8 protein-coding genes and 4 pseudogenes are annotated in these 9442 nt (G+C 39.5%); 7 read left to right on the forward strand and 5 right to left on the reverse strand.

The genetic code is table 11. The features are described 5' to 3' along the window. The first annotated feature begins 57 nt into the window (after positions 1-57). The 4 genes from Q9I99_RS09725 to Q9I99_RS09740 all read left to right on the forward strand — a co-directional run bounded on the left by Q9I99_RS09725 (position 58) and on the right by Q9I99_RS09740 (position 4150). Positions 58-1122 carry a TniQ family protein gene (locus Q9I99_RS09725; protein ID WP_308447776.1) on the forward strand — a complete coding sequence of 355 codons (1065 nt, stop codon included), beginning with the start codon at positions 58-60 and terminating at the stop codon, positions 1120-1122. 506 nt (positions 1123-1628) lie between these two features. Continuing rightward, positions 1629-2528: a hypothetical protein gene (locus Q9I99_RS09730; RefSeq protein WP_301668019.1), complete on the forward strand. Its 900-nt coding sequence runs from the start codon at positions 1629-1631 to the stop codon at positions 2526-2528. A 1029-nt stretch (positions 2529-3557) separates the two neighbouring features. Beyond that, positions 3558-3773 (forward strand): hypothetical protein, encoded by a 216-nt coding sequence (locus Q9I99_RS09735; RefSeq protein ID WP_301668018.1) that lies wholly within the window; start codon positions 3558-3560, stop codon positions 3771-3773. Further along, the gene (locus Q9I99_RS09740) at positions 3770-4150 is read left to right on the forward strand and encodes a hypothetical protein (RefSeq protein ID WP_301668017.1); all 381 of its coding nucleotides are present in this window, start codon (positions 3770-3772) and stop codon (positions 4148-4150) included. The genes Q9I99_RS09735 and Q9I99_RS09740 overlap by 4 nt, the downstream gene beginning before the upstream one ends. Before the next feature lie 247 nt (positions 4151-4397). Here the strand turns inward: Q9I99_RS09740 and Q9I99_RS09745 are convergent. Beyond that, positions 4398-4682, reverse strand: a pseudogene (locus tag Q9I99_RS09745) (hypothetical protein); the annotation flags it as partial. Between the two features lie 131 nt (positions 4683-4813). Between Q9I99_RS09745 and Q9I99_RS09750 the strand changes: the two are divergent. Beyond that, a pseudogene (locus Q9I99_RS09750) lies at positions 4814-5431 on the forward strand (nucleoside recognition domain-containing protein); the annotation flags it as partial. Beyond that, on the forward strand, positions 5428-5556 hold the full coding sequence (locus Q9I99_RS09755) for a FeoB-associated Cys-rich membrane protein (RefSeq protein ID WP_003756918.1): 129 nt from the start codon (positions 5428-5430) through the stop codon (positions 5554-5556). The pseudogene Q9I99_RS09750 and the gene Q9I99_RS09755, both read left to right, overlap by 4 nt. A 113-nt stretch (positions 5557-5669) precedes the next feature. On the opposite strand, the gene Q9I99_RS09760 is transcribed toward Q9I99_RS09755, so the two are convergent. Then, positions 5670-6281 (reverse strand): hypothetical protein, encoded by a 612-nt coding sequence (locus Q9I99_RS09760; protein WP_301668016.1) that lies wholly within the window; start codon positions 6279-6281, stop codon positions 5670-5672. Between the two features lie 228 nt (positions 6282-6509). Between Q9I99_RS09760 and Q9I99_RS09765 the strand changes: the two are divergent. Then, positions 6510-6947, forward strand: a pseudogene (locus tag Q9I99_RS09765) (transposase); the annotation flags it as partial. A gap of 428 nt (positions 6948-7375) precedes the next feature. Here Q9I99_RS09765 and Q9I99_RS09770 read toward each other — a convergent pair. The 3 genes and pseudogenes from Q9I99_RS09770 to Q9I99_RS09780 all read right to left on the reverse strand — a co-directional run. Further along, positions 7376-8023: pseudogene (locus tag Q9I99_RS09770) on the reverse strand (RHS repeat-associated core domain-containing protein); the annotation flags it as partial. A gap of 165 nt (positions 8024-8188) precedes the next feature. Beyond that, entirely contained in the window at positions 8189-8539 is a 351-nt protein-coding gene (locus Q9I99_RS09775; protein WP_301668015.1) for a hypothetical protein, read from the reverse strand. A gap of 3 nt (positions 8540-8542) precedes the next feature. Beyond that, on the reverse strand, positions 8543-9442 hold a 900-nt coding region (locus Q9I99_RS09780; RefSeq protein ID WP_304666218.1), incomplete at its 5' end, for an RHS repeat-associated core domain-containing protein.

Consider the following 9442-nt stretch of genomic DNA (forward strand, 5'->3'; position numbering starts at 1 on the left):
CTCATGGGTGCAACCAACGCAGGGCTTACGAAAAATTATCGGGTAAAATCAGGGATTATCCGAACGCCACTTTATCCGAATGAAAGTATCAGTTCATGGCTTATTCGTGCCGCATTAGATTGTGGTACGGAGCCGATTACATTTACTGGGTTTTATTGGGATAAGTGGAGATTATGGACCTATGATTTAGATAGGGGATTTGAGCCGATAGCACCGCAGATTTATGAAGATATTACGGCATTATCACTTAATCAGCAGGTAAATTTAGCCAATCATTCGCTTTATTCCGTATTGAAACCAATTAACAGAGAAAATACCCTCATTAAAGGTCAAGCGAAATGGGTTATATCAAGAAGTTCACGTAATCGTTCATTCCGTGTCGGTCAATCTTATTGCCCTTGTTGCTTAGAAGAAACTCCTTATTTGCGTAATGAATGGCGTTTTGCGTGGTATTTTGGCTGTTTGGAACATCAAGTCTTACTTGAATCCAAATGCCATAGTTGTGGCGAACCTTACCAACCACATTTACTTACCGCAGAGAAACGACGATTGAATTATTGCCATCAATGCGGAAAGAGATTGGAGATTGTCGCTACACTACTTAATAAAGCAGAAATAGCAACAATGAAAACTCTTGATAAGGTGTTTGCCACTCATTCATGTGAATGTTTCGGGAAGTATGTAAATGTTCAAGTATATTTTGATATATTACGCCACTTCATCAACCTCATTCGGAGTGCTGCTACTGCAAAATCAACTCATGCGATTACAAAATTTGTAGAACAATGCGGTATTTCTCAAACGGAAATATGCCAGACCAAAACTGCCCTTGCATTTGAGCAATTACCCATTACTGAACGTAAAAACCTGCTCGTAAATGCTATGAAAATCCTAAAATTATCAAACGAGGATTTCATTCAAGCTATTCAGCAAAGTGGTATTACACAAAAGGCATTCGCTTTTGAACGCTACCCCCAGGAGCTTGATACACTCTTTAAACACGCACCAGAAGGCAAAACGGTAAGACGTAAAACGGTAACGAGAAAAAATAAGACCAATTCTATTTCAAGCATGAAACGTCAATGGGAACGTTTAAAACGTCAGTTAAAAATCGCTTCATGAAAATAAACAAAATTCCTTCTCAAAACAGTTGCTCTATTTGTTGTAAAGCTCAAGTTACTCGTAAGTTTCGAGGAGAATGCTATTGCAGAAATTGCTATGCCCAATGGTTCAAAAAGAAAACCTGTAAGCAATGTGGCCAACTAAAACGCATTCACCGCAGGGGCGAAATTTGTCTTAAGTGCGAGAGATTAACGGATTGTGTACGTTGTGGAAAAGCCGCAGGTACATTTGACGTCGGTATGATAAGCCGTTATGGAGCGGTATGTACCTCATGCATTCGTTACTTCCGTGAGGAAAAAGAATGCTCTGAATGCGGCAAAATGACACGCGATAGATATCGTTCTCCGGTAACGAATAAGCCTGTTTGTTTAGAGTGCTACCGTAGATACACTTTTGCTACTTGTAAAAATTGCTACCGATACCGTAAGGTTCACAATCTAGAGAAGCAATTCTGTAAGAAATGCGACGAGCAGTTACTTTCAAATTGCCCGAGATGCAAAGGCGAAATGCCATCCGGTTACGGCAGTGTTTGCCCTGATTGTGCAAAACGAACCTTGTTATTTAATATGATTCGTTTAAATGTGCACATCTTTCGCAATAAGGCGATAAAGACCGCATACAAGAAATTCATTTTCTGGCATATGCGGAAATGCGGTATCAACATCGCTTTGCACAAAGGTTCAAATTTCATACGGTTCTTCATCGATTGTGATGAAACTTGGCAGCAAATCCCTGACTACGCAGAGTTAGTCATGCACTTTAAACCGAATGGATTACGCGCCAATTTAACCGTATTATGCTGGTTACTTGATACGAATCAAATCGTTATTGACGAAGCTTTAAAAGAGGATTTAGCAGAAATAGAACGCATACAAGTCCTTTTTAATAAGCTCAAAGATCCTGTACCTTGTATCGCAAGCTATTATCGAAAATTACAACGGCGGTGTGATGAGGGTAAAACCTCACTTAAATCAGTACGATTAGCCTTGCAACCTGCGATAGATTTAATCAGTGCCAACAATGTTACGGATTATCCAACACAAGAGCAACTAAACCAGTATCTTGTGGGAAGATCAGGGCAAACGGCAGCAATAACAGGTTTCATCAATCACTTAAAATTGGAATACCACCTAGAGCTTAAAATCGATCGTAAGCTGATTCAGCAAATTAAGACTAAACAACTTAAAAAACATTGTTCTCACAGGCTAGTCGAACTCTATAAAAAATCAGAACTTACTGAAAAAGAACAAATCGAATTGGTTTATGTGGTTCTATACAGCTTACATAGTATAGAGATTAAAAAGCCAAAACGAGATAGTTTTTTATTGGTTAATGACATTGCCTACTACCGTAGCGAAGATAAGGATTATTTCCTTCCACAAGACATATACCAACGGATAAAATAATAGTCTTGTGATGAAGTTGTTATTTCTGCAACATTGAACCTAAAATGTCAATTCTGTTTTCAACAGAATTGACATTACTGTCTAGATCTACCTAGATCCAACCTAAAAACCAAATTTAATATTCAAAATTATAACGGAGTACACATCAATCGTTTACTATCAGCGCATATATGAGTTGCAAGTACTCTCTGCTTTAGAGTAGAATTGACCTAGAAAAGTAAGGTAATATCTGAATTTAACATTTTTATGCATGAAAGATTTTAGTGTTGCTTGCAGTATTTGGAAGACAATACTAGAATGAGCGTCCACAAAAAATATGCCTTACCCTACACTAATATCAAGTCGTGTTTGGAATGCCTATACATAGGGTCACAAAACCATAGCCTTCTCACACAACAGAATTATCATTCATATTATTCTAAAAATTTACGGCTATGATTGCTCATATCAAAAAAGCACTAATAATCGTCACAACTAGAACCAATTCTGTATGGAGCATTTGACCAAATGTCAAAAAAGCAATCACAAAAAAGCTTAGAAATAGGTCCATATGCTATAACAATCCTATACTATACTAAAGGAATAATGCATTTGTTGCCAAATATTTTGCCTTTTTTGAAAAAAGTCACTATTTGAGGAATTATCTATTTGCGCCATCAATGACTTTTGTTGCAAACTGCACACAATCAGTAAGCTAAGCCCCCTTCTGTGTGATATTTTAGTAAAAGTTTCCCCATATTACATATCTGCAAACTAATAGTAGTAAGGTAATATGTATTATCTGCACCTTGATATAAATGTAGCTTGGTATATTTCCTTTCGAAATTTGACACACAAATAAAAGGAACTACGTTGATTCATAAATTTTTATAACGCAATTAAGCTACATAAGCGTTTAAAAGGCGATACACCTTTTGAATCCTTAAGTTTTGCTTTTCTTAGATTAATTGTGCTAAAAACTCGGGGATTCTTACAATTTATAATTTTATCCCTAAATTAATTTATTAAGAGGTACAACAAGGAGGAGCTATGTTTAAATTTGACATGACCCTTGCCCAAAACTTTGCCATTTTTTATGATGATGACAATGTAGTACTCGTAGATTCATTTGATAATAAGCATTTTGATGTCCGTATGGGAACTATTACAAATTCTAAAATCATCGGTAGCGTTACCGCGCAGTCTGATACTGAGCTTAATGTTGCATTAGAGAAATTGATCAATAGTATTAGAGAGCAAAAATGATTACTGCAACTGACTTACAAAACCTAACTAATGAGATAAACCAAAAAGTTGCCAAGTACTCCACACAATTTGCTCTAACTTTCCATTTCTCACAAGATAGAGTTAATGACGCTCGCAACAACCCCCCAATTGAATTAAATGAACTAAGGGATTTATTCAATCGTTTTATTTCAGAACATATTATGGCTGTTATTGCTTTAAATGATAAAGACAATTTCGTCATATCCTGTTCTAGAACTGGTATACACATCCCTTGTGCCGTTGAAAAAAAAGTAACCCCTGACGGAGGTACATCTCATAAAAGTATTGTGATAACAATTATGAGAAAACCTGGATTTGGTACCAGACAAGATGATATAATATTTGATATAAATTAATCCTTTTAAGGATTTTAAAGTTTATTGTATACCCTAGAAATACCTTGACCTTGATTAAATCTGTTCAAGGTATTTTTATTAATCAGCACAAATAAAATTTGGTGATTCTCTTAAAATTATATCGAGATCTCTGCAAGATAGCCCTTTTACTAGATAACCGAAACCCAAAGGCTGTTTTCGTTCCAATTCCAAATATCTCCTTATTTTCCACAAATATCCCCTTTAACCACCCCGAAAACCTAATTATCGGGTATCCGATCTGCCTTTCAGGCGCCAATAGGTTCAAACACTTCGTCTCTAGATAACTTTGCGCACTCACTTTACTCAGACCGAAATAGGCTGCCCAGGCATAGCGGAATTTACGGTACAGCGTACTGAAACCTTGTTCGTTCGATTACATAACGGGTTTTAGATTGTCATCGACTTCTATAGCCCAACGCTGTTTGCTGCCGGCTGTCTGAATAATGGTGGCATCAACAACGGTAGCGGATGCTTTCTTGGCTTTTAAGCCTTTTTCAGTCAGTTGGTGGTTAGAGACCTTTGCAAAATTCCCCCAAATCCCCTAAATGTCTTGGTGGGAATTTAGGGGATTTGGGGGAATTTTGCAAAGGTCTCGGTTAATCAGTTTCAGTAATTCGGCCCAAAGTGTTATCTTGCGCCTGCCAGTTGGCGCGTATGAAAGGCAACGTGCAACAATTCCCGCTCTTAATGGAACTGCCGACTTTCCGTACGCCCAACTTCAAACACATCATGACCAGCCTATGGGACAGGGTAAAAGCCTTCCTCAAACGCGCCGGTACGATTATCTTCGCCCTTACCGTAGTTTTGTGGGGCTTGGTAAGCTGGCCGCAACCGCCCGCAGGCGCAACAGGCGCAGCAATCGACTACAGCCTCGCGGGTATGCTCGGCCACGCTATCCAACCATTGTTCGCCCCGCTGGGCTTCACTTGGGAAATGTGTATCGCCATGATTCCGGGCATCGCCGCGCGCGAAGTCGTCGTTGCCGCGTTGGGTACGGTTTATGCCGTCAGCGCGTCGTCTGAAGACGCCGTACAAAACGCGCTGATTCCGATCATACACAACAACTGGGGCCTGCCGATCGCCTTCGCCTTCTTGGCTTGGTATGTCTATGCCCCCATGTGCGCCGCGACATTGGCAGTGATTAAACGTGAAACCAAATCCACAAAAAATATGGTGATGATTACCGGCTATTTGTTCCTGATGGCTTACTTCACCGCATTTGTGGTTTACCAAATTTCTTCAAGGATACTATCGTCATGACTCAATATATTATTGTCGGTTTGATTATGCTCACTTGCATATTCTTCCTCTTGCGAAAATTCGTATTCAAACCGAAAAAACGCGATTGCAGCAGCGGCTGCGGCAAATGCGGCGGTTGCGGTTAAATATGGATAGCTAGGAAGAAGAAAGGTCGTCTGAAATGGTTTCAGACGACCTTTTTAATTTGGAACAGTAATGTACTTCAGATACTTATATCAGATGTTTAGGAAATTATTATTTAATTTAGCCAATCTGGCTCATCTTCGATAATATTTAAATCTAAAATAGCAATACATAAAGACGTTTTAGGCTCTTTAAGTCCAAACGAATTCCATTCGTTACAAATAAGAATGTTGTATCCCAAATCTTTTGCAGCCAAAATCCAATACTCTATTAATTCTCTAGTTTTCCCCTGCAAAAAATTCCAAGAGTATTGGTTATTTGTACTCTGGAAAATTGAATAGTGATACTTAATCTGATCAGAAGATGGACTAACTAATTTAAAAGTTTTACCTTCTTGCCAGAACTTTTTCCATTGAGACGAATCGGATATCAAGCCAAAATACTCATTAATCACAGGGTATTTTTCAATCACATGGTTCCTGAAGTTTTCATAAACATCATCAGAACAATCTCTTAAATCTAATATTTTTTTACATGCTTCTTTTTTATATTTAAAACTAGCTAAATATTTATTTTCACCTGCACCCTTAGCATATTCTTTGTCTGTTGTAAAAAATAAAGCGGAATGTGCTTTATATCCTTTGTTATGTGCTTGATGACCTACTTTCCATTTCTTAAATTTTAAGTTTGTTCCATGATACAAAATGTTTACACCAAATTTTTCCATATAAAAATCCTCCTATAATATTCTTCATTTGTCATCTAAAGCCTTCAGGCTATTTCAACATTCAAGAGACCTTATTTTATTTCGATACTTTCAGTAAGCGTAGGGGCGATTATATCCAATGAATCCTTCAAATTATTCAAAATATCATAGATAACAACCCAATCTGAGACCTTTGCAAAATTCCCCGAAATCCCCTAAATTCCCACCAAGACATTTAGGGGATTTCTCATGAGCACCTTCTTCCGGCAAACCGCACAAGCCATGATTGCCAAACACATCGACCGCTTCCCACTATTGAAGTTGGACCAGGTGATTGATTGGCAACCGATAGAACAGTACCTGAATCGTCAAAGAACCCGTTACCTTCGAGACCACCGCGGCCGTCCCGCCTATCCCCTGTTGTCCATGTTCAAAGCTATTCTGCTCGGACAATGGCACAGCCTCTCCGATCCCGAATTCGAACACAGCCTCATCACCCGCATCGATTTCAACCTGTTTTGTCGCTTTGACGAACTGAGCATCCCTGATTACAGTACTTTATGCCGCTACCGCAACTGGCTGGCTCAAGACAATACCCTGTTTGAACTGTTGGAACTGATTAACCGCCAACTGACCGAAAAAGGCTTAAAAGTAGAGAAAGCATCCGCCGCCGTCATTGACGCCACCACAAGTAAACTTTTCAGCAAAATTCTTAATCCTCATGATGGCACCACGTTTGTTTTTGCTCCTTCCAATTTATCCGACAACATAATATGAGCGATAGAACTTTCTCGACTAGATTGTCCCTTGGGAAGTGTTTTCCCTGTGGAGTAAGGTCCTTCCAAAAACTTACCAGGATTTTTAGGGTCAGGAATATCTTTAAACCATACATCGGAAGTAGGAGTTGTAAGCCCCTTAAGTTCACTTGCGGTGAATCCAAGTTCTTTTGCTTTATCAGCCATTAAAACGGGGAACCATTCATAGAATCCTCCACAATTTCTCAAAGCATTTGGTATTGGATTCTTAGTATTTGGATCTGCCATAACTTTGCGAATATCCGCAACACTTGCACTATCAAACCAAGAATCAAAGCCACCTTTCCCCCATGAAGCTTTGGAAAGTCCCAGTGCATCGACCCATATCTGGCTATTGAAAGCAAATAAATATAGGTTATCCTCTCCAATTAATTTAATCGGATCCTGGTTCACAAACCGACCCGCATCAGGCTCGTAATAACGCATCAGGTTGTAATGCATCCCGGTCTCTTCATCGAAGTATTGGTTTTGCAGTCTGAACGGCTGATGCGCGTTCCGATAGACCCGCCCGTCCTTTTTCAGACGACCCCAGGCGGTGTATTCGCCGTACCATAACAGATTGCCGTGTATGTCGGTCATCTCTTTCGGGATGCCGATTTGGTCGTTGTGGAAATAGGCGAGGTATTGCTCTTCGTCTCGGTTGTTCTGGAAAACTTGGGCTAAGGGTTCGTAGCTGTCTTGGTCGGTGTAGATATAGGTGTAGCTGCCTTTGTAGGTGTATTCCTGCAATAGGCGGCTGCCGTCCCAGACGAAATGGGTACGTTTCGGAGCGGTACTCGTCCAGGCGAGTTTGTCTTGGCGCTCTTTGGAAAGGCGGCGTCCGAACGGGTCGTAGGCGTATGTCCAGATCTCGGTGTTGCCCGCTGCTTTTTTGATTCCGGCGCGGACGAGTTGGTTTTCTAAATCGTATTGGTAATATTGGTTTTCGCCGTCGGGCAGCTGGCGAAAGAACCAATATTTCAGACGGCCTCAAAGAACGGATTGAGACCGTCTGAAAAGCGGAAACTGAACAGAAACTAACATCAGAATTTGAAGGTTTTGTGCGGACTACGGCTTGCTTCAGATTATTACAAATTCTATATTTGTACAGAATTTAATTGTCTTTTTGCCTTTTTATTTCTTAAGATACTTTTCTATATATCTGTATTGCTCTTGCGTACATTTAACTGAAAAAAATATTTTTCCACTTATAATACTTTGAGCAGAAAAAATATCTTTCTCATATTTGAATTTTATTTTACTTAACGGAATCATTCCTTTTCCATTTTCTTTCCCACAAAAAAGCTTATATTGTAACTCATTATTACTTATCCCTATATCTCCGCAAGTTTTTTGACTATTATATTCTGATACAACTATATTTAACCAGCCATGTTGAAAATCATAAGAGTAATGTGAAACATAAGGTAAATTAGAAGAAGAGGATACTATTAGAGATAAAATTGAACTTAAAATAGATTTCATAATTTATTTACCATTTAATTTATTAATTTTCTTAGCTAACGAAGCAGGAGTAACCCAACCAGACATTTTCATTTCTTTAATATCAGCAGCTTGACTTGCTCCATATGCAAAACTTGCACACTGCCTATTTCGTAAATTATATCCAGAAGTTTCTGTATTTTTATTATTAAAGTCCCTTATATACGACTCAACCTTTTTCACTTGATCGTCATTTAAATCATAACTCCTTGATACCAAATACTTACTATCCAAATACCTCGTATCATTAAAACTCATAGTCCCTCCCATATCACTAACTAAAATACTAGTAATATCTTTTGAATTATATCTAAACCCTTCTCCTCCAGGCCATTGACCTATATATTGGGTTCTGCCATTTTTCTCTAATCCAATAAATGCATGTCCTACAAAATCATGTGTATCAGAATAAATTGTTAACTTCCCGCTTAATCCTAATGAGTCAACCCAAGTCTGCGCATTCGGCGCAAACTGATACAAGTTATCCCCACCCAACAACCCAATCGGATCTTGATTCACAAACCGCCCCGCCTCAGGCTCATAATAGCGCATCAGGTTGTAATGCAGCCCGGTCTCTTCATCGAAGTACTGGTTTTGCAGTCTGAACGGCTGATGGACGTTCTGATAAACCCGCCCGTCCTTTTTCAGACGACCCCAGGCGGTATATTCGCCGTACCACAACAGATTGCCGTGGATGTCGGTCATCTCGCGCGGGATGCCGATTTGGTCGGTGTGGAAATAGGCGAGGTATTGTTTGCTGTCTTTGGCGTTGTCAAAGATTTGCGCCAGCGGTTCGTAGCTGTCTTGGTCGGTGTAGAGATAGGTGTAGCTGCCTTTGTAGGTGTACTCCTGCAATAGGCGGCTGCCGTCCCAGACGAAGTGGGT

Origin of the sequence: Neisseria basseii (assembly GCF_962707005.1) — a bacterium.
In the GTDB taxonomy this organism is placed as follows: domain Bacteria; phylum Pseudomonadota; class Gammaproteobacteria; order Burkholderiales; family Neisseriaceae; genus Neisseria; species Neisseria bergeri.